We start from the raw sequence: 19,936 nt of genomic DNA on the forward strand, positions 1-19,936 counted from the left end.
GATCTTCACCCTCCTTGTTTATTTATCCGTTAAGTGAACATACCCTGGACGGGCCCATTTACGTTCAACCTCGACACCATTTTGAGGATGACGTTTTTTGTTCCGTGGATTGGTACCCGGTAATGGAATGTCTCCGTTTGCGCTTAATACTTCCATGCGGACCATCGTCTGTTTGTAAGCAGGCGTGCTTGTACGGCGATCATAGATGGGACCGGTCAGGAAGTTAATGGCAGAGTCTTTATCGACGGAGTTCATCGGTAAAAATAGCTCATTATTTTTAACACGGTCTGTGATCAATGCTTTTAACTTAACGGCCCCGAATGGAGACACTAAGCGAACGAGTCCGCCATCACTGACTTTGCGTTCTTTGGCAAGTTCTGGTGAAACCTCGACGAAAATATCAGGTACTTTCGATTGGATTCCATTGGATTTGTTCGTCATATTGCCTTCATGGAAATGCTCCAGCATGCGTCCATTATTGATATGAAGGTCATATTCTTCCGGGAATTTATGAGGTTCCACCCAGTCAGCCAGTGCAAAGCGCGCTTTTTTATCAGGGAAGTTGAAGCCATCCACATAAAGAAGCGGCGTGCTTGATCCATCATGGCTCCCCCAGAGGAAGCTGTTCCATCCTTCCAGCACTTCGTAATTCGCTTGGCTGAATATCGGTGACAGGCTTGCCATTTCGTCATAGATTTCACTAGGGTGAGAGTAGTTCCAATTCGCACCTAAGCGGTTGGCGATCTCTTGGGTGATTTCCCAGTCCGCTTTAGAATCTCCCATAGTGGGAAAGGCTTTATATAATCGCTGTACACGGCGCTCCGTATTGGTGAACGTTCCGTCTTTTTCAAGAGATGGAGCTCCGGGCAATACCACGTCGGCATATTGGGCTGTCCTTGAAAGGAAAATATCCTGGACAACAAAGAAGTCCAATCCGGATAACACTTTATCAACATGGTTGGCATCCGCGTCAACAAGTACCATATCTTCACCTACAAGATACATCGCCTTCATGTCGCCTTTTTCTATCGCTTTAAGCATTTCAATATTGTTCAAGCCTGGTTGGCCATCGATTTTCACTCCATAAGCTTTTTCGAATTTAGCACGTGCCACGTCATCGGTAACATGCTGATATCCTGGAAGCCATGTTGGAAGTGTACCCATATCGCAAGCGCCCTGTACATTGTTATGGCCGCGAAGCGGATAGGCTCCCGCTCCTGGACGACGGTAGTTACCCGTAGCCAATAGCAGGTTGGAAATTGCCGCCGAAGTATCGGAAGCACCGGTGTTTTGTGTAACGCCCATTCCCCAAAGAATGCATGTTCCGTCTGCATCGCGAATGGTCTCAGCTATTTGGATCAATGTTTCTCTTGAAATGCCTGTGTGTGTTTCTGCATATTCCAGGGTATATTTTTCAAGTACTTCTTTATAATCGTCGAAGAAGTTAACATTTTCATTGATGAATTCTTGATCATGCCAGCCTTGATCGATCATATATTTTGTAACCGCCATCAACCAAACTTGATCCGTTCCTTGTTTTGGGCTGATATGGATGTCGGAACGTTCGGCCATTTCGTTTTTGCGGATGTCAGCTACAATCAGTTTTTGTCCGTGAAGCTTGTGTGCCCGTTTAACGCGTGTCGCCAGTACGGGATGTCCTTCTGCCGGGTTGGCCCCAACGATGATGACAAGTCCTGCTGCGGCGATATCCTTGATCGTACCAGCATCTCCGCCCATGCCGACTGTACGGAACAGTCCGTCTGTTGCCGGAGATTGACAGTAACGCGAGCAGTTGTCGACGTTATTCGTTTCGAACATTTGCCGTGCCAGTTTTTGAATGACATAGTTTTCTTCATTCGTAATCTTGGATGAGGAAATGAAGCCTACTGAATTTCCGCCGTATTGCTGTTTGATCGAAGCCAGTCTGGAAGCAACCAAATCAAGTGCTTCATCCCAGCTTGATTCAACGAATCTTCCGTTTTTCCGAATCAGGGGCTTTGTCAAACGTTCTTCCGAGTTTACGAAGTCCCAACCGAATTTCCCTTTGACACATGTTGATATCGCATTGACGGGTGCTTCATGAGTAGGTTGGACTTTAAGGATTTTACGGCCTTTTGTCCAGACTTCGAATGTGCATCCTACCCCACAGAACGTACAGACCGTTTTTGTCTTCTTCGTCCGTGTCTCTCGCATTGCCGCTTCAATCTCCGAAATGGCAAAAATCCCGCTGTATCCAGGTTCCACTTCTTTGACAAGGTCTATCATTGGTTCCAGCATATCGTTTTTCAAGCCTGACATGAAACCAGCTTCGCCAAGCATCGATTTTTCCATTAATGCATTACATGGACAAATCGTTACACACTGTCCACAGCCTACACAAGATGAGTTATTGATTTCCGTTCCTTCATCCCAGATTACCCGAGGGCGTTCTGCTTCCCAGTCGATGGACAGCGTCTCGTTGACCTGAAGGTTTTGGCACACTTCAACACATTGCCCGCATGCGATGCATTGATTGGCATCATAGCGGTAAAATGGATGGGACATATCGACGGCACCCAATTCCACTTTCGGTGTATAAGGATATTTTTGGTGTTCAATTTCCATTAATTCTGCTGTGTTATGTAGTTTGCAATTTCCGTTATTATTATCACATACAGTACAGTATAAAGAATGGTTTTCCAGTATCCGGTCCATGGCCTCGGTTTGGGCTTCTTTTGCCTTGCTTGAGTCCAAGGCTATATCCATGCCGCTCACTGCTTTTGTCGAACATGACCGGACGAGTTTCCCATTAACTTCGACGATGCATGTGTCGCATGTTTGGATCGGATCCACTTCAGGAACATAACAAATCTGTGGGTGAGCCATCTCATTTTGGTTGATGACCTCCAGTATTGTCGCACCTTCATTAGCGGTATAAGCCTTCCCGTTGATTGTGATGGTGATGTTTGAATCGCTCATTATATTTCCCCCTTTTATAGCCAAAAAGACGCAAAAAAACCACCATGATTACACCTCCTTCTCTGAACGGAAATGTAGGTCATGGTGGAATAGTTTAATAGCAAAGCTTGCCAATATACCAATCCATACCATAATGGATAATTTTAAAAAAGATAGGACACAACAGTACACTATCATGCTCCCAACTTTCATCATTGATATTATACCTTTTATTATGAAAAGAAACAATCCTGGAAAGAGGGTATCATTCCCAAATCCCTTTCGTTTTTCTTCGCGTTGATTTATGATAAGAAAATTGAGAACTTAATTTTTCTTGAAATGGAGTGACGCAACGGTGTCAAAAGTTATCCATGAATTCAATGATATGATTCGTAAGCTGCGCAAGGAACTATTCGGTAAAGGACCAGAACGCATACACACGGTTTTCGTGGAAAATATGGCCGTTTCTACGTTATATGGGAATTTGACTCCTACGGAAATGTTCATATCAAGATCGGAGGAAGGAAGGGATATGGTCCATTCTGCACGAACCAAAATGGTTCAGGATGTGTATTCGGAGAGTCCTCCTGATGGAATGGAAGATCTGGTTGGAGCTAAACTGCTCCATTTGTTTTCGGACATCAAAATCAAAGAGAATATAGCGATTTCCGTATTCGTATTTGATAAGAATATAGCGGACAAACTCAACGGGCATTGACCATGCTCCTACATATTGGTCAATTGGCTCCTGGATAGTAAAAGGAGTGGGAACATGAAAGCGATTGAAATCAAGAGGGACATCATCCGGATAACCAAAGGTAACATCGAGCGGACGGAAGATGCGATCGTAACGGAGCATCCCGTTACTGTCAAAATAAATGGCCAGGAATTCGTCACGATGGTTTGTACACCTGAATACATCGAGGATATGGTGATTGGTTATTTGGCTTCGGAAGGAATCATCAAAAAATATGATGAGATAAAAGAAATCTGGGTCCAGGAAAAAGAAGGCTTTGTTCATGTGAAGACGGATAAAGTGAATCCCTACTTCCAGGACTTTCAAAATAAGCGGTATATTACATCATGCTGCGGAATGAGCAGACAAGGTTTCGTCTTTGTAAATGATGCATTGACTGCCAAGAAAATGGATGATGTTTCGGTGAAACTGACTCCTGATGACTGCTTCCGCTTGATGAAGGATTTACAAAATTCTGCTGTCACCTTCCAGAACACGGGCGGAGTCCACAATGCCGCTTTATGTGATGCCAATGGCCTCGTATTAAGCAGGATGGACATCGGAAGGCATAATGCCTTGGACAAAATATACGGCCATTGCTTGAAAAATGGCATTTCGATGGAAGGGAAGGCTATCGTGTTCAGCGGCCGGATTTCATCGGAAATTCTCTTGAAAGTGGCGAAAATCGGCTGTGAACTGATACTCTCGAAATCCGCTCCAACCGAATTGGCTTTGGAGTTGGCTGAAGGATTGGGAATCACGACGGTCGGGTTCATTCGCAATGATTCACTGAATATCTACACATGTCCTGAAAGAATTCTATTGAATGACTGAGCATCCTTCGCTGGAAGGATGCTTATCGGAAAGTCCTGCCGGTTTGGCCTGGGCTTTTTTGTCTTTGTAAAAGGATATATCCAACAGGCCATTTATGGTACAGTTTTTATAAAACATTCAAGGGAATTCGTATCGGGGGAAGGGTTATGAACGAAAGGGATTGGCATATTTTAAAGGTGTTGCATGAACACAGGAATATTACTAAAACGGCGCAAAGTTTATATATCTCGCAACCTTCTTTAACGAAACGGATTCAACAAATGGAGAAGGAATTCAATCTGAAGATTGTGGAGCGGGGAACTAGGGGAGTGCAGTTCACCCCTCAAGGTGAATATTTGGCCATCTGTGCAGATGAGATGCTGATCAGGCTCCGGCAGATAAAAGAGACAGCATCCAATATGGGTCAGGAGATCAGTGGAACATTACGGCTGGGTGTTTCCAACTATATTACGCTGCATAAGTTGCCAGGCCTGCTGAAAATATTTCGTGAGCGATTTCCTAAAGTGGATTTCCATGTGACAACTGGCTGGAGTAAAGAAGTGCTGGACCTCATTTATAAGGAAGAAGTGCATGTCGGGATTGTTCGGGGGGACTATCAATGGTCAGGATCAAGGCATCATCTTTTTGAGGAAACCATTTGTATTGCTTCCAAGGAAGAAATCGATGTCCGGAACCTGCCTTTCCTGCCGAGGATCGATTATGGGACAGATGCCCTTTTGAAAACAATGATCGATAATTGGTGGAGAGACAATTTTTCCGGACCTCCTTTGGTGGGTATGGAAGTGGACAAAGGGGATACATGCAAGGAAATGGTCAGGAATGGCCTGGGATATGGCATCCTCCCCAGTGTTTTATTGGAGAAAGACCAAAACCTCCGTCAAATGGACCTTAAGGACAAGCAAGGTAATCCCCTTATCAGGAATACGTGGATGTTATATCATGGAAAGTCGCTGGAATTAAAACTGGTCAAAGAGTTTGTCGAATTTGTCAAAGGCGTCGATTTCATGAGGGATATTTAACGGGAAGCGCAGAAACCTCTGTGCTTTTTTATCATTCCTTTTTTGAATGGATAACGATAATTTATTGGTATTTTAATTATGGTCATCCCGGCATTATGATAGATGGGAGATGTAAATCATCAGGAATTTGCCTAAGGAATGGAGAGGAAGTCAAGTGAGTGTCCTGTTTCTGATCGTATTGAATGTCATTGTACCGGTTTTTTTCCTTATAGGGGCGGGGGCCATTCTGCATCGTAAATTCAAGTTGGATATGAATACGCTGTCTAAATTGAATCACTTCCTGCTCATGCCCGCCATTAGCTTTGTCAATATCTATCAAAGCAAATTGGGCGGGGGGATGATCGTCCAGATATTCAGCTTCCTTGCTCTTCAAGCAGTAAGTCTCATCATCGTGAGTACAGTGGTAGCAAAACTAGCCAGGTTTGATCAAAGTCTTTCGGCCACGTTTAAAAATAGTGTAGTCCTGAATAACTCGGCCAATTTCGGGTTACCTGTCAGTCAGATGGTTTTTAATGGAAACCCCCTTGGCCTGTCGATCCAAGTCATCGTGATCATTTTTCAAAACCTGTTGACCTATACCTATGGATTGATGAATTCTGTTTCCGTCCATACAAAAAGTGCGAAGGGTGCCATTCGCGAGTTCTTGAAGAACCCCGTCATTTATGCTTTATTGCTTGGTTTAATATTACATTCCGTTTCTTTCGAAATCCCTCTGTTCTTATGGACCCCGATTGATAATATCGCGAGTGCCTTCATAGCCATTGCATTGATTACATTAGGTGCACAGAGTGCCTATTTGAAAATAACGCATTTCCCGCTTCCGCTTATCCTTAGCTTGGCGGGGCGTTTAATACTCTCACCATCCATCGCCTTCCTGATCATTCTCATGCTGGGCTTGGAAGGGACTGTCGCCCAAGGGTTGTTTATCGCAAGCTCATTTCCCACATCCAGAAACAGCGCATTATTCGCTTTGGAATATGACAACCATCCGGAGTATGCGGCACAGGCGGTTTTGATGTCGACTTTATTCAGCAGCATAACGGTAACGATGGTCGTGTATCTATCAAAAATACTATTCTAGCAGGGCTGCTCAAAAGTTTGTCTGCAGTTTGAAGTATTTGTAAAATCGAACCGCGCTTTCCGCGGCGTTCTTTACGCCTGCGGGGTCTCCCTTGGACACGCTTTTACCGCAGGAGTCTCAATCATTTTATTTCATTTAGATAGAACCCCTTTTGTCTGCAAACTGGGACTGCTCTGAAGGAGCAGTCTTTTCCCCTTTTCCTGCGATAAAACTTTATGAACAATATGAAGGTTTTGGAATTTATGCATTTTAGTTGGGCAATCATTGAAAGCGAAGATATTTTTGTAGAATTAAGAAAACGCTTTCAAAAGGGGGATTACTATGTTTTCTCGTAAAAAGATATCAGCGGTACTATTGGCAGGTTCGTTAGCATTAAGTTTAGGTGCATGCAGCAGTTCGGGGACATCAGGAGAAAAGAAAGAAGATACAGGTTATCCGAAAAAAGCGATAACGGTCGTTGCTCCTTCGGGTGCAGGCGGGGGATGGGATTTAACGGCCCGTTCATTTACAAAGGTCTTGGGTGAGACGAAATTGGTGAACCAGCCATTGACCGTAGAAAACAAACCCGGCGGCGGGGGCGCTGTCTTCATGGCGGATTATGCAACACAGCAAGCGGATAATAATGACATGCTGTTCGTTAATTCACCGCCTGTCATCATCAATAACCTTAAAAAAGAAGGCAACAGTCCTTATGGATATAAAAATACGACTCCTTTGGCGCAGCTGACAAAGGATTATGGGGCGATAGTGGTAAAGGCGGATTCTGAATTCAAGGATTTGAAATCAGTGCTTGAAGCGGTGAAGAAAGATCCGCGTAAGCTGACCTTTGCAGGGGGATCGGCACCGGGATCCATGGATCATTTGATTTCCATTCTTCCAGCCTATGAATATGGCTTGAATCCAACCGAACTTAAATACGTTTCTTACGACGGTGGCGGGGAAGCGATTACGGCATTGCTTGGCGGAAATGCGGATGTGATCGGAACGGATGCATCCAGTGTCAGGGAATTTTTAAAAGCAGGAAAGATTAGAGTGTTGGCCGTAACCTCGAATGAACGTTTAGGTGGGGATCTTAAAGACATACCGACAGCAAAGGAACAAGGGGTCGATGCTGAATTCACGATTTGGAGAGGCGTTTTTGGACCTCAGAATATGTCTGGTGAAGCGAAAACCTTTTGGGACGGAACCATTGAGAAGCTAGTTGAAACTTCTGAATGGAAAAAGGAAGTGGAAGTGCAGGGATGGGAACAAGAATATAAAAATAGTGAAGAATTCAGCAAGTTTTTAGTAGAACAGGAGAAACAGGTGCAGCAATTATTGAAAGCTTTAGGCATGGAAAAATAATCGGGAAGAAGGGGGTGCTTTCACCTTCTTCTTATTTTCTGAAATGGGGGGATTGTGATGGATGTTAAATTTGATCGCTTTGCTTCTGCAGCCTTTCTGGCTGTCGGAGTGCTGTTTATGATAGGAAGCAGGAAACTGGCCAGTTCTTCTTATGGAAGTTCGGTAGGACCGGACATTTTCCCTTTTGTATTGGGGCTCGTTCTTTCTCTTTTAAGTATTCGCCTGTTCTATGAGGCATTTCGGGGCAAGGGGCAGGAATCACGTAAGGAAAAGCTGCAATATAAGCCTTTTATCATCATTCTGCTCTCCACCTTGATTTATGTTTTGACGTTGGAAACGATAGGATATGTCATTACGACCTTTCTGTTTTTGTTTGTTTGCTTTCAAACGATGGAACGGAATAAGTGGGTGACATCGCTGATCATTTCCGCAGGTTTTTCCGGAATCATCTATTATTTATTCGTGAATGTGTTAAAGGGAACACTGCCGGGTTGGCCAATCTGGTTTTCATAAAAGGAAGGGGGATGTGAAGTGGGCACTTTTGATTATTTAATGCATGGATTTGAAACGGCACTAACTTGGTATAACATACTATTTGCATTTGTCGGAGTATTGATCGGTACGGCGGTCGGCGTTTTGCCGGGGATCGGGCCGATGAGCGGTGTGGCTCTTTTAATTCCGGTAACCGCTTCAATTACAGGTGGACTTCCTCCAGAGCAAGCGGCAACAAGCGCCATCATTTTACTTGCAGGTGTTTATTATGGAGCGATGTATGGAGGATCGACAACTTCAATCCTATTGAATACACCTGGCGAATCTTCCTCTGTCGTCACCACATTGGATGGCTACCAAATGGCCAAGAAGGGAAGAGCGGGGAGTGCTTTATCCATTTCGGCGATCGGTTCCTTCGTCGGAGGGATCGTCACCCTTATCGCCATGATTGCCTTGGCTCAGCCATTATCGACGATTGCCATTAAATTCGGTCCGGCGGAGTATTTTTCACTCATGCTTCTAGGGTTGGCGGCAGTCAGCGGCCTTGCGGGAAAATCCGTAACCAAGGCACTGATCATGACGGTTTGCGGTTTGTTGATCGGGACGATAGGCATTGATAATGTTTCCGGGATCGCCCGTTTTACATTCGACATTCCTTGGCTGTATCAAGGGGTCGAATTCCTGACGATCGCTGTTGGTCTATTCGCCCTTGGGGAAGTATTCAAGACAATCTTGGAAAAGGACGAGGATGATGGGGAAATCGCAAAGATCAATAATTTGATTCCTTCCAAAGAAGAATTCAAGGAATCTGCGGGGCCGATTGCGAGGGGATCGCTCTTAGGTTTCTTTGTAGGAATCCTGCCGGGTGCAGGGGCCACTCTTGCTTCCTTCTTCTCATACCTTATGGAAAAACGGATTTCAAAAAAACCTGGTAGATTCGGTACAGGGGCGATCGCTGGTGTGGCTGGTCCTGAAACGGCCAATAACGCGGCTTCTGGCGGAGCGATGATACCATTATTGACGCTGGGAATTCCGGGTTCCGGTACGACGGCGATTTTAATGGGGGCGCTCATGATGTACAATGTTCAGCCAGGTCCATTATTATTCGAGGACCATCCCCAGGTGGCTTGGGGACTTATCGCCAGTATGTTCATCGGGAATCTGATGCTCCTCATCCTTAATCTCCCGCTCGTTAAGGTATTTGCGAAAATCATTGAAACGCCAAAGAAATATTTGATTCCGATCATTATCGCGATTTCCATTTTTGGTGTTTACGCGGTACAAGTATCGACTTATGATTTATTGCTATTACTAGGGTGCGGGGTCTTGGGATACTTCTTAAGTAAAAATGATTATCCAATCGCCCCGTTGGTATTAGGCCTGGTTTTAGGGCCGATGATAGAAAACAATATGCGCAGGGCACTGACGATATCCGATGGGGATTACAGTTTGTTTTTCACTCGGCCGCTTTCGCTGACCTTCTTGATCGTAACGGCATTATGGCTGCTCATTCCGGTTTTACTTAAGAAGAGAGGGAAGGATGTTGTCATCAATATTGAAGGTTAATCGATATTTTCTGAATGTTGCGAAATAACCCCTTTTTTAAAGGGGTTATTTTTTATATGATGTAAGTAGAGGTGATTGAATGCGTTTACACACCAAGTTGATGCTGGGCATCTGTACGTTAATCATCTTAATGGGTGGAATCTTTGAAGTTATTTTCATAAATATCCTGGAAAATAACCTGAAGCAGGAAACAGGGGAAAAAGCATTGTCGGTTGCCCAGACCATTTCTTTGCTGCCTGAAATTAAACAAGCTTTTCGAACGGATCATCCTTCTGTAATCATCCAGCCCATCGCGGAAAGAATTCGCAGGCAGATCGATGCGGAATTCATAGTAATAGGAGATGAGAATGAAACACGGCTGTCCCATCCAAATCCCGACTTGATCGGAAAGAAAATGGTTGGGGGAGATAACGCCGAGGTTTGGGATGGGAAATCCATCATCACGGAGTCCACTGGCACATTGGGACCTTCCATAAGGGGGAAATCCCCGATAATCGCCAATGAAAAGGTCATTGGTGTCGTCTCCGTTGGCTACCTACAGGATGATATTGAAAAAGAAGTGTCCAGTATACAAAGAAAGATCGTCTTGATCATCTCTTTTATATTAATCGGCGGTTTGTTGGTGGCCTTTTTCATTTCATTCAATATAAAAAAGGCGATATTGGGTCTGGAGCCGAAAGAGATCGCCTGGATGTTTCAAGAGAAGCATGCCATTTTGGAATCCATTCATGAAGGCATCATTGCCATTGATGTTCATGGGAAAATCACGGTCGTCAATGAAACGGCGCATAAAATCCTTCATATTCCTAAAGACGTCATGCTTCGCGGACAAAAAATCGAAGAAGTCATAACGCATACACATTTACTTGATGTAGTAAGCACGGCACGGGCCGAATATGATCAGGAATTCATGATTGACGGTGAAGTTTTTTTGGCAAGCCGGATCCCCATTTTGAATGGACAGGGGGAAATCATCGGTGCCGTTGCAAGTTTGAGAAATAAATCGGAGCTATCCAATCTCCTTCAAGAACTGTCACATGTAAAGGCGTATGCAGAAGGGCTTAGGGCCCAGACACATGAATATTCCAATCGGCTTTATACACTGCTGGGCTTGATTCAACTTGGTTCATATAAAGAAGCGATGGATTTCATATCGAAGGAAGTCGATGTGACCCAGGGCTTCCTTCACTTTCTGATGAAGGAAGTGCCCGATCCGATCATTGCGGGGTTCATCTTAGGGAAGGTAAGTTTAGCCAGCGAACTGAAAATTGATTTTACCATCGATAGAGAAAGCAGTTTTAAAGATATTCCGTCCGAAATAGATCGGGATTTATTAGTGACGATCATCGGCAATCTCATCAATAATGCCTTCGAAGCTGTACGGGAAAACGAAAGGGAGGAAAAAAGGGTATCGTTGTTCGTCACGGACTTGGGTAAAGAGTTGATCATAGAGGTAGAAGATAATGGAAAAGGGATGAGCTCAGAGGTTACCGAACTGATTTTCCGGAACGGTTTTACGACGAAAAGCCATCAAACCAATTCAGGTATAGGTTTGAGCCTTGTTCAGGAAGCAATTGATGGTTTAGGGGGTTATATCACTTTTTCGACGAAAGAAGGGGAATATACGATCTTTACCGTAGCTATACCAAAAGACAGAGGGGGATTAAATGATGGGCCATCGCGCTATAGAAGTTCTGATCGTCGAGGATGACCTGCGGATTGCCGAGATACAAAAGCTATTCATCGAAAAGCTTGAGGGGTTTCAAACGATCGGGATCGCTTCAAGCTATGACGAGGCTAAAAGCTTCATTGAAATCATGCAGCCGGATCTATTGCTGCTCGATATGTATTTTCCGGATATGAATGGGCTCGATATCCTGAAAGAAATCAAGCAGCAAAGCAAACAAATGGATGTCATCATGATAACGGCGGCTAAAGAAATCGAAAAAGTCCAGGAAGCCATCAAGATCGGCATATTTGATTATATAATCAAGCCTGTTGCATTTGAACGTTTCAAGCAGTCGTTACACAGGTATCAAGAGTATCACATTAAACTGTCTGAATTGGAAAAGGGCAATTTTCCCGTAACGCAGCAACAGGTGGACAAGCTTTTGCGAAAGGAAATGAAAGAAAAAGAGAGGGAACAAACTTCACTGCCAAAAGGAATCGATCGGATGACTTTGGAGAAGGTGATGGTTGTGTTGGGGAAATCTTCCTCGGGGTTAACTGCGGAAATAGTGGCGAAGGAAATCGGGGTGAGCAGGACAACGGCAAGGCGGTATCTGGAGCACTTGATGTCAGAGGAAAAAATTGATGCCGATTTAACATATGGCACGGTAGGACGACCTGAACGGGTTTATGCCATCAAGATATAATGGGTTCGCCAAAGGCGGATCTTTTTTTATTTGATCGCATAAATGCAGGCGATTTCTTGGAATCGGATTGATGGGAAATTCACGTTTTTTTGCAGTTTAAAAATGATGAATGAGGAAAAAATACGTGTGAAAAGTTTTGATGCAGACAAGTATATGACAAGTGTCATGGCAGGTATTTGACGTTTATGACTATAGAAAGTCGATTATTAATCTTATACTTAAAGCAGAGATGCCGACATATTTTTTCGAATTAATGCATTCAAACACTCCATATATTTTAAGAGGAGGAAACCATGAGTAACCATAATCAAAAACAATTGAGAAAAGATATTGCCCCTTTTGAAAAATCCAGTACTAAATCAAGCGTGAAACAGCTCATAAATACATTTCCGCCATTTTTCCTGTTATGGTTTTTAGCTTATCAAAGCTTAACCATTTCATACTGGCTGACACTTGCATTGGCCGTCCTTGCTTCTGGATTCGTAGTCAGGATTTTCATCATTTTCCATGATTGCTGCCATCAATCGTTTTTCAAAAGCAGGAAAGCGAATAGCGTCCTGGGTACAATCAGTGGGATCGTTACATTATTTCCGTATGAGCAATGGAAGCATAGCCACTCCATACATCATGCAACAAGCAGTAATTTAAACAAACGCGGTACAGGGGATATTTGGATCATGACCGTTGATGAATATATCGCCGCTTCATTCTGGGGGCGTCTTGCTTACCGTTTATATAGAAATCCGATCGTCATGTTTGGATTGGGTCCATTTTATCTATTTCTTGTATCCAACCGTCTGAATAAAAAGGGCGCTAAAAAGAAAGAACGGATGAATACGTATTTGACAAATGCTGCAATCGTGGCAATTTATGGTCTTTTATGCTTGGCTATCGGATGGCAGGCATTCCTGATGATTCAGGTACCGATGCTTTTTGTAACGGGATCACTGGGCATCTGGCTGTTTTATGTACAGCATCAGTTCGAAGATTCTTATTTTGAAGAGGAATCTGAATGGGATTACGTGAAGGCTGCCATTGATGGAAGTTCTTATTATAAACTTCCAAAGGTTTTGCAATGGGTAACCGGTAATATCGGTTTCCACCACGTGCATCACCTTAGTCCAAGAGTGCCAAACTATAACTTGGAAAAAGTCCATGATTCCACCCTGCCATTGCAGCAGGCAACGACAATCACCCTTAGTTCAAGTTTAAAATCGCTTCGCTTTCGCCTTTATGATGGGGAAAACAAGACGTTTGTAAGTTTTAAAGAGATTAAGGAACGTCTAAATGAAACAAAGTCTAAGATGGAAATCAATAATAAACGTCCAAGTCTGCAAGAAAAATAAATAGTTCATCAAAAAACCATTCGATTCCCATTGGATGGTTTTTTGATGAAACTCCTTAGTATATACTAGGGTAAAAAGAAATAGAGGCGGCGCCATGCAAAGTTGGTATCATATCTTTCCGAAAAACACAGGGCTGAGCCCTTATGTCTGGATCATTTTTTGTATCCTTCCTTTTTATTTCATCTTCAAATCCTCTTCGATGTTGGAGATAGTCTTTGGAATCGTCATGATCATTTTGTTTTTCATATCATATGGTCTCTCATTCGTTTCGAAGGGATGGCCCGTATACGTGTGGACGGCGATACAAATAATCATTTCCATATCGATGACCATATTTTTCAGCTACATTTACTTTTCACTCTTTTTGGCATTCTTTATTGGGAATGTTCAAAATAAGGTTGGCTTTTTCGTATTATATTCAATCCAGCTATTGGCAACCATCGTGTCTGTCAATATTGGCTTCATCATGAAAGACCCTACCTTCTTTTCGCAATTTCCCTTTATGCTCATTTGTGTCGTAGGCGTGATCCTTCTCCCTTTCAACACGTATAATCGGAACAAACGGGGTATGCTGGAAGAACAATTGGAGGACGCCCATAAACGAATATCAGAGCTTGGCAAAATGGAAGAACGTCAGCGGATTGCCCGTGACTTACATGATACACTTGGACAAAAGCTGTCTTTGATTGGCTTGAAAAGTGACCTTGCAGGGAAATTGATCGATTTGAATCCGGAGACAGCCAAGAAGGAAATCAAGGATATTCGTCAAACGGCGAGGACGGCACTCAAGGAAGTACGTGAAATGGTGTCGGAAATGCGTGGGGCGAAGCTAAGCGATGAAATCATCCGGGTCAAGCAAATATTGAAAGCCGCAGAGATAGAATTCAATTTGGAAGGCACCACGGAATTGAGAGATACCCCATTGCTTGTTGAAACGGTTTTGAGCATGTGCTTGAAGGAAGCTGTGACCAATATCGTCAAGCATAGCGGTGCGGACTGCTGTAATATCGTCATCGAAGAATTACAAACAGGGGTGACGATCACAGTACAGGATAATGGAGTGGGACTTTCACATCGATCAGAGTATATTAAAGGAAATGGACTTCAAGGAATGAAAGAAAGGCTCGAATTCGTTAATGGCAGCCTGGATATTAGATCAACAGATGGAACGACACTGTATATAAGGGTTCCGAATGCTATAAAAAATAATGGATAGGTGGGATTAACCTTGATTCGAATCGTAATTGCCGAAGATCAGCGGATGCTGCTTGGTGCGCTAGGTTCCATCCTTGATTTGGAAAGTGACATGGAAGTTGTCGGAAAAGCGAGCAATGGGGAAGAAGCAATGAATCTCGTCAATCAATTAAAGCCGGATATCTGCATAACCGATATTGAAATGCCAGTTAAAACCGGGCTAGATGTAGCGGAGGAGATCAAGGATCAGGGCCACCAATGCAAAGTCATCATTTTGACCACCTTTGCACGTCCTGGGTATTTTGAAAGAGCAAGAAAGGCCGAGGTAGGCGGATATCTTCTCAAGGATAGCCCTAGTGAGGAACTGGCGAACTCGATCCGTGTCATCATGGATGGGCGGCGCATTTATGCTCCCGAGCTGGTGGATATGGCTTTCGAAGAAGAAAACCCTTTGACTGAAAGAGAGAGCCAGGTGCTCAAATTGATCGCAGATGGTAAGACCACAAAGGAAATCGCAAGCCAGCTTTATCTGACCAATGGAACGGTCCGTAATTATATATCAGTCATCCTTGATAAATTGGATGTAAGCAACCGCGTTGAAGCGATCGTAAGATTCAAGGAAAAGGGCTGGTCAAAAGATTGAACAAAGCGTAAATCCCTGGAGGCTTCGCAAATCAAAAAAGCACAGTGTCAGGATTGAAATATGGTATATTAATTTCTATTACATAAGGAAAGAGGATGACCATTATGCAAAAGGCTACATTTGCTGGAGGCTGTTTCTGGTGCATGGTGACACCATTTGAAGAACAACCGGGGATTGGGGGAATCATATCCGGTTATACGGGAGGACATGTTGAAAACCCGACTTACGAGGAAGTGAAGACGGGAACTACGGGGCATTATGAAGTCGTGGAAATCACTTTCGATCCTCAGTTATTTCCTTATGAAAGATTGCTGGAATTATATTGGCAGCAAATCGATCCAACCGACGATGGCGGTCAATTCCATGACAGAGGAAGCCAATATCGGACGGCCATCTTCTATCATGATGAAGCTCAAGAAAAACTGGCCCTTGAAGCGAAAGAAAAGGTAGCAGCCAGCGGGAAGTTCCAAAAACCAATCGTAACGGAAATCCTTCCGGCCCAAACCTTTTACCCTGCCGAAGAATACCATCAAGGCTATCATAAAAAAAACAAAGATGATTATAAAGCGGACCGTGCGAAATCGGGACGCGATGAATTCATTGGCCAGCATTGGAACGGTGAATGAAATGGATCGGGTGTGTTATCACATCCGGTTCTTTTTATTGTCCTTTTAAAGGTACAAAAATTAAATTCATTATTTTATGCGGAGGGGTCAATTTCTCATGATATTTTCATATTTCTTCAGTACACTAAGGGGTAGGTGGTGATGATCATGAATAAGAGAATTTTAATAATAGAAGATGAAGAAAAAATAGCGAGGGTCCTTCAGCTGGAACTTAATCATGAGGGTTATCAAACAGAATCGGCTTTTACGGGAAAGGCAGGTCTGGAAAGGGCGGAAGCCGAAGAGTGGGATTTAATCTTATTGGATGTAATGCTGCCCGAGTTGAATGGCATAGAGGTACTAAGGCGTTACCGGAAAAAGAATGGATCGACACCGGTCATCCTTCTGACCGCAAGGGATGCTGTGCCAGACAAGGTGAACGGCCTGGACCATGGCGCGAATGATTATGTAACGAAGCCGTTTGAAATTGAAGAGCTGCTGGCACGGATCCGTGCTTGTTTTCGTACCCATGTAAGGGAGAGTCAATCAGAAGGGGAAGCGGATGAATTAAAGATCCATGATCTGAAGCTGAACCTTGGTACTAGGGACATTCACAGGCAAGGCAATAGGATTGAGCTGACTTCACGTGAATTCGATTTGCTGGTTTATCTTTTGCAAAATAAAAATCAAGTACTTTCAAGGGAGCAAATCCTCACACATGTATGGGGATATGACTTTGCAGGGGATACGAATGTGGTTGATGTGTATATCCGTTATTTGCGCAAAAAGATAGATTATCCCTTTGAGCTGCAGCTCATCCATACTTACCGCGGGGTGGGTTACAGCCTGAAGGAGCCCGTATGAAGATTCGGACGAAAATCCAATCGTATTCCAGTCTTTTTTTAAGCGTCATGCTCATATTGTTGAGTATCATCGTTTTAATCGCCTTCCTTTGGATATCGTTAGAGAGGGAACGGGATCTGCTTGAAGATCAAGCTTCATTAATCGAAGAAAATATCCTGACGAAAGATTTGATTTCCGGTGATTCCGATTTAATGGAGCCGTATATCCCGGACGATGGAATGGTGCGGATATTCGACATGGATGGAAGGCTGGTAAAATCATTTACGGATGAAGAGGACCTCAAGGGGCTTGCGGTTAAATCCATTAACGAGAAAGGATATGATTTTGCCAAAGCTGACGGTGAATATGTATTGACCTACCGTTATCCTTATCCTGATGAGGGGAAGAAACTGGGGATGATCGAGGTCACACAGCCGCAGGATACCCTTCTTGATAATTTATCGACGCTTGCCCTCGTTTTGGGCGGTGCATCCCTTTTTGTCATTCTGTTATCGATACTTGCCGGTAAGTGGCTGGCCAACCTGATCCTCAAACCGATATCGGTCATGAGCGGAACGATGAAGGATATTGAGAAAAGCGGGGAATTCAAACGGATACCGCTATCGGATCAATCAAAGGACGAGCTGCAGGTGATGGGAGCGGCATTCAACAGGATGATGGAAAGGCTGGAGCGGAATTATAACCAACAGCAGCAATTCCTTTCAGATGCCTCACATGAATTGAAAACACCGATTACGGTAATCGAAAGCTACTCCTCTCTATTGAAACGCTGGGGAATGAAGGATCAGGCTATTCAGGAAGAGGCAGTGGAGGCAATCCATCATGAAGCCGTCCGGATGAAAAAGCTGACGGAACATCTTCTGCAGTCTGCTTCCCAAACGGAACCTTCAGAAGATGTGGAAGGAAAAATAGAACTCATTTCGTTTTGTGAAGGGATTGCCCAAACATTCAGAAGGACGGGAAATCGTGAAATAACGATAGAGTCAGAGTTTAAGGAAATCTATGCAATGACCATTTCCAGTAAGCTTGAACAGGTAATTGTCATCCTATTGGACAATGCAATGAAATATAGTGAATCAAGTATACAGATCATGATAAAACGGCAGGATAATGAAATTGTCATCGGTGTGAAAGATCACGGCGGAGGGATATCACCAGAACATCTCCCACATGTATTTGACCGTTTTTATCGCGTTGATTCATCAAGGGCAAGGAAAACGGGAGGCAATGGGCTCGGGCTATCCATTGCCCGGACGCTTGTAGAGTCATTCGACGGTAAATTGGAGATTCAAAGCGAGGTGGGAGAGGGAACGTTGGTGACTCTTACTCTTTCTCATCAAATTCTAATCTAACGCTCATGTTCATTTCATGAAGGGTGCTTATTATAAAGGTAACAACTTAAAGGAGGAATCATTCATGAAAAAACAGTGGAGTACGATTAAAGAAGGTATCATTCAAAGGAAAAAGGTAATCATGACAGTGTCCATAGCGTCTGTATTGCTTTTCGGCGGTGCTGCTGGAACGGCGGTATATGCAGTCAATAAGGGGAACCTATCCGAGGATGAGGCTGTCAAAATGATTTCAGAAAAACTAGGCGGGGAAGTTACTCAATTTGAAAAGGATTGGGACCAGCCGATGACCTATGAGATGACCGTAAAAACGAAAGAAGGCTATCAGGACGTTGACGTTGATGCTGAAAAAGGAGAGATTCTTTCTCAGGAGATGGAAGACGGTGATGATGAGGATATGAGCACACAACAAGCCGTGGAAACTGCAAAAGTCAGCAGTGATCAAGCTGAAAAGATTGCCTTGAAAGCGGTGGATGGTCAAGTAACGGATATGGAGCTGGATTCAGAGAATGGCACCCTTGTGTACGAGCTGGAAATAAAACAAGGACTAAAGGAATATGATGTGGTGGTGGATGCCACCACGGGAAAAGTATTGAAAAACCAATTGGATGATTAATCATATGTCATGTCGATAGTAATCCATGATATAAGGAGATTGAAGTGTATGAAAGGATTTGCCGGGTGGCAGATCCTTTTTTTATTTGCCAAGCCAGTGGGGAAGTGAAGCTCCCGCTTCCTTAACGATCATATTAGTTCCTGGCTTCAGCATTGTTGAAAGATGGGCTGTTTATATATATAAGAAGGAATTGAAAAGAAGAATCGCGAATAGGGGCATTAAGGAATCATATACAATGGAGGAATGTTTATGGGGAATTTGGAAAGGGCCCTGTACTTAAGGGAAAAGAAAGAATTCGAAAAATCCAATCGTTTATTGATGGATCTGGCAAAACAAAACCCTGGCGATGCAGTCATACAGTATCAGTGTGCCTGGAGTTTGGATATTCTCGGACTTGAGGTAACGGCGGTCCCCTATTATGAAGCGGCACTCGAATTAGGTTTGCCGGAGGACGATGCAAAAGGGGCCTACCTCGAGTTGGGGAGCACATATCGCACAATAGGGGAATATGAAAAATCAAGATGGACATTTGAATCCGGGCTGGCGAAGTTTCCTGGGGATAAGGCTTTATTGGTATTCAGGGCCATGGCATTTTATAATTTGGGCCAACATGATCTTGCGATGGAATCTCTTTTGAAGATCATTGCCGAAACGTCGAGGGATCGAGAAATACAATCTTATGCTAAGGCGATAGAATTTTATAGTGATAAACTGGATAAAGTTTTCACATAATCGTGATCATCCCCAAACTATCCACAAAACCTGTATAAACAAGTCATTTTTACATAGCAGAAATGAATGAATCAACAAATTTGATGGGAAAATTCTTGCTTTTGCCACTTTTACGGATAAATGAATGTGGATAACCTCGGATTGTGGATAACTTTCCGGTGTTATTCACTACTTTTCCACAGATAATCCACATATTCACTTTT

At 43.6% G+C, this 19,936-nt stretch carries 18 protein-coding genes; 17 read left to right on the forward strand and 1 reads right to left on the reverse strand.

All coding sequences use genetic code 11. The features are described from left to right. Positions 1-18: 18 nt before the first annotated feature. Positions 19-2,958 carry a formate dehydrogenase subunit alpha gene (gene fdhF, locus ADA55_RS23725; RefSeq protein ID WP_048688080.1) on the reverse strand — a complete coding sequence of 980 codons (2,940 nt, stop codon included), beginning with the start codon at positions 2,956-2,958 and terminating at the stop codon, positions 19-21. Between the two features lie 334 nt (positions 2,959-3,292). Here fdhF and ADA55_RS23730 point away from each other — a divergent pair, with 334 nt between their 5' ends. From ADA55_RS23730 to ADA55_RS23815, 17 genes are all read left to right on the forward strand, one after another. Further along, complete coding sequence (locus ADA55_RS23730; RefSeq protein ID WP_048688083.1) at positions 3,293-3,655, forward strand: DUF2294 domain-containing protein; 363 nt, start codon at positions 3,293-3,295, stop codon at positions 3,653-3,655. A 54-nt stretch (positions 3,656-3,709) separates the two neighbouring features. Beyond that, positions 3,710-4,507: a formate dehydrogenase accessory sulfurtransferase FdhD gene (fdhD, locus tag ADA55_RS23735; RefSeq protein ID WP_048688085.1), complete on the forward strand. Its 798-nt coding sequence runs from the start codon at positions 3,710-3,712 to the stop codon at positions 4,505-4,507. A gap of 146 nt (positions 4,508-4,653) precedes the next feature. Continuing rightward, a complete protein-coding gene (locus ADA55_RS23740; protein ID WP_048688088.1) occupies positions 4,654-5,526 on the forward strand; it encodes a LysR family transcriptional regulator in 873 nt (290 codons plus the stop codon). Between the two features lie 154 nt (positions 5,527-5,680). Next, complete coding sequence (locus ADA55_RS23745) at positions 5,681-6,607, forward strand: AEC family transporter (protein ID WP_034310023.1); 927 nt, start codon at positions 5,681-5,683, stop codon at positions 6,605-6,607. A 321-nt stretch (positions 6,608-6,928) separates the two neighbouring features. Then, positions 6,929-7,951 (forward strand): tripartite tricarboxylate transporter substrate binding protein, encoded by a 1,023-nt coding sequence (locus tag ADA55_RS23750; protein WP_034310025.1) that lies wholly within the window; start codon positions 6,929-6,931, stop codon positions 7,949-7,951. A 57-nt stretch (positions 7,952-8,008) separates the two neighbouring features. Then, positions 8,009-8,464, forward strand: coding sequence for a tripartite tricarboxylate transporter TctB family protein (locus ADA55_RS23755; protein ID WP_048688092.1), 456 nt, complete (start codon positions 8,009-8,011; stop codon positions 8,462-8,464). Positions 8,465-8,482: 18 nt separating this feature from the next. Then, the gene (locus ADA55_RS23760) at positions 8,483-10,009 is read left to right on the forward strand and encodes a tripartite tricarboxylate transporter permease (protein WP_048688093.1); all 1,527 of its coding nucleotides are present in this window, start codon (positions 8,483-8,485) and stop codon (positions 10,007-10,009) included. Positions 10,010-10,088: 79 nt separating this feature from the next. Continuing rightward, positions 10,089-11,720 (forward strand): ATP-binding protein, encoded by a 1,632-nt coding sequence (locus tag ADA55_RS23765; protein ID WP_048688096.1) that lies wholly within the window; start codon positions 10,089-10,091, stop codon positions 11,718-11,720. After that, positions 11,677-12,384 carry a response regulator gene (locus ADA55_RS23770; RefSeq protein WP_048688098.1) on the forward strand — a complete coding sequence of 236 codons (708 nt, stop codon included), beginning with the start codon at positions 11,677-11,679 and terminating at the stop codon, positions 12,382-12,384. The genes ADA55_RS23765 and ADA55_RS23770 overlap by 44 nt, the downstream gene beginning before the upstream one ends. Before the next feature lie 293 nt (positions 12,385-12,677). Continuing rightward, positions 12,678-13,730 (forward strand): fatty acid desaturase, encoded by a 1,053-nt coding sequence (locus tag ADA55_RS23775; RefSeq protein WP_048688102.1) that lies wholly within the window; start codon positions 12,678-12,680, stop codon positions 13,728-13,730. 94 nt (positions 13,731-13,824) lie between these two features. Beyond that, positions 13,825-14,946: a sensor histidine kinase gene (locus ADA55_RS23780; RefSeq protein ID WP_048688106.1), complete on the forward strand. Its 1,122-nt coding sequence runs from the start codon at positions 13,825-13,827 to the stop codon at positions 14,944-14,946. A gap of 12 nt (positions 14,947-14,958) precedes the next feature. Beyond that, positions 14,959-15,567: a response regulator transcription factor gene (locus ADA55_RS23785; protein WP_034310044.1), complete on the forward strand. Its 609-nt coding sequence runs from the start codon at positions 14,959-14,961 to the stop codon at positions 15,565-15,567. Positions 15,568-15,671: 104 nt separating this feature from the next. Next, positions 15,672-16,193 carry a peptide-methionine (S)-S-oxide reductase MsrA gene (msrA, locus tag ADA55_RS23790; RefSeq protein ID WP_048688109.1) on the forward strand — a complete coding sequence of 174 codons (522 nt, stop codon included), beginning with the start codon at positions 15,672-15,674 and terminating at the stop codon, positions 16,191-16,193. Between the two features lie 147 nt (positions 16,194-16,340). After that, entirely contained in the window at positions 16,341-17,036 is a 696-nt protein-coding gene (locus tag ADA55_RS23795; protein ID WP_048688273.1) for a response regulator transcription factor, read from the forward strand. Continuing rightward, positions 17,033-18,388: a sensor histidine kinase gene (locus tag ADA55_RS23800; protein WP_048688112.1), complete on the forward strand. Its 1,356-nt coding sequence runs from the start codon at positions 17,033-17,035 to the stop codon at positions 18,386-18,388. Before ADA55_RS23795 ends, ADA55_RS23800 begins: the two co-directional genes overlap by 4 nt. A gap of 64 nt (positions 18,389-18,452) precedes the next feature. After that, positions 18,453-19,001: a PepSY domain-containing protein gene (locus ADA55_RS23805; protein WP_048688116.1), complete on the forward strand. Its 549-nt coding sequence runs from the start codon at positions 18,453-18,455 to the stop codon at positions 18,999-19,001. A gap of 249 nt (positions 19,002-19,250) precedes the next feature. After that, positions 19,251-19,733 carry a tetratricopeptide repeat protein gene (locus ADA55_RS23815; RefSeq protein WP_181151549.1) on the forward strand — a complete coding sequence of 161 codons (483 nt, stop codon included), beginning with the start codon at positions 19,251-19,253 and terminating at the stop codon, positions 19,731-19,733. Positions 19,734-19,936: the final 203 nt, after the last annotated feature.

This window comes from Bacillus sp. 220_BSPC, from assembly GCF_001054655.1.
Classification (GTDB): domain Bacteria; phylum Bacillota; class Bacilli; order Bacillales; family DSM-1321; genus Peribacillus; species Peribacillus frigoritolerans.